Raw genomic sequence first — 1039 nt, forward strand, 5'->3', positions numbered from 1 at the left:
GGCTATGTCCCCGTTGAGTGTGGAAAAACGCCGATAGCCGCGAGGAGCATGGCTTGCGGGGTTGGCAGGCGATGGGTGTCCAGTGCGCGGCGCCAGCCCAGGTAGTTGGGCAGATAGCGGGTGGCCACGCCGTGGAATCTGCTCAGCCATTGGCGCAGGCGACTGTGATACGCATTGACGTTCTGCACATGGAATGCGCCCTTGATGCGAACCCCTGCGCACAGGTTGACCGCTTCATGCGTGATGCCGGCGTCTGCCGCGAAGTAGCGGTACGCCGCATTGGAGTCGCTCACCAGCAGTGAGTCCTCATAGAGCACCGGCTGCAGATGTTCACGCAGTTGTGCCTTGCTCACCGAGCCATTGCCAGTCACAAAATCCAGCGTCTGTCCCATGCGATCACGCGCGATCAGCACGCACACGTGCTCCTTGGAAAGCCCCCGCTTGCTCGCCGATCCACCACGCCTGCGAGCGACTCGCCTCAACGAGCGCTCCCCTTTGTGGGATTCGAGCAGATACGTCTCATCGACCTCGGTAATGCCGCTCAGGTGGGCGGAGCGGTCCTCCTTGACCCATTGCAGGAAGCGGTGACGCCAGCGAAAGCTGGTGTTGCGATGGACACCGGTAGTGCGCGCCGCTTGTCGGATGGTCTGGGATTGGAGCATGCATTGCAGATAGTCCAGCCACTTGGGCTTGAGTCTCAAGCGTGCCAAGGGCGTCCCCGTCAGCGCATTGAAGGTCTTGCCGCAATCCACACAACGGTAGCGCGGCAGGCCGTGCGCCTGGCCGTGGCGGTACAGATGCGTGCCCGTGCAGTGCGGGCACTGATGGAGGCGCTCCAGACGAGACTGGATGATCTGCTGCGCTTGCTCTGGGCTGCACTGCTGGTGCAGTGCGCTCTCAAGCTCAATGCGCTGCTCGTGCGTGAGGCGCTGCAATCGAGTGAGCAATCGTTCGAAGGTGCGTGAGTCCATTGAAGTCTCCCGACAGTCCTACATGTACGTTGGACTGGCGGGAAATATGGAGAGTTCAACACTGAACG

Annotated in this window: 1 protein-coding gene; it reads right to left on the bottom strand. The window is 61.4% G+C overall.

Annotated features, from left to right (window positions below):
• Nucleotides 1-2 precede the first annotated feature (2 nt).
• Entirely contained in the window at nt 3-971 is a 969-nt protein-coding gene (locus AB6724_RS21795; protein WP_369340623.1) for an IS1595 family transposase, read from the bottom strand.
• Between the last annotated feature and the right edge of the window lie 68 nt (nt 972-1039).

It is taken from the genome of Comamonas guangdongensis, from assembly GCF_041079535.1.
In the GTDB taxonomy this organism is placed as follows: Bacteria; Pseudomonadota; Gammaproteobacteria; order Burkholderiales; family Burkholderiaceae_C; genus Comamonas; species Comamonas guangdongensis.

Excerpts from the sequence above, each read along its gene's own strand:
- AB6724_RS21795 (WP_369340623.1), bottom strand. The coding sequence starts at position 971 with ATGGACTCACGCACCTTCGAACGATTGCTCACTCGATTGCAGCGCCTC.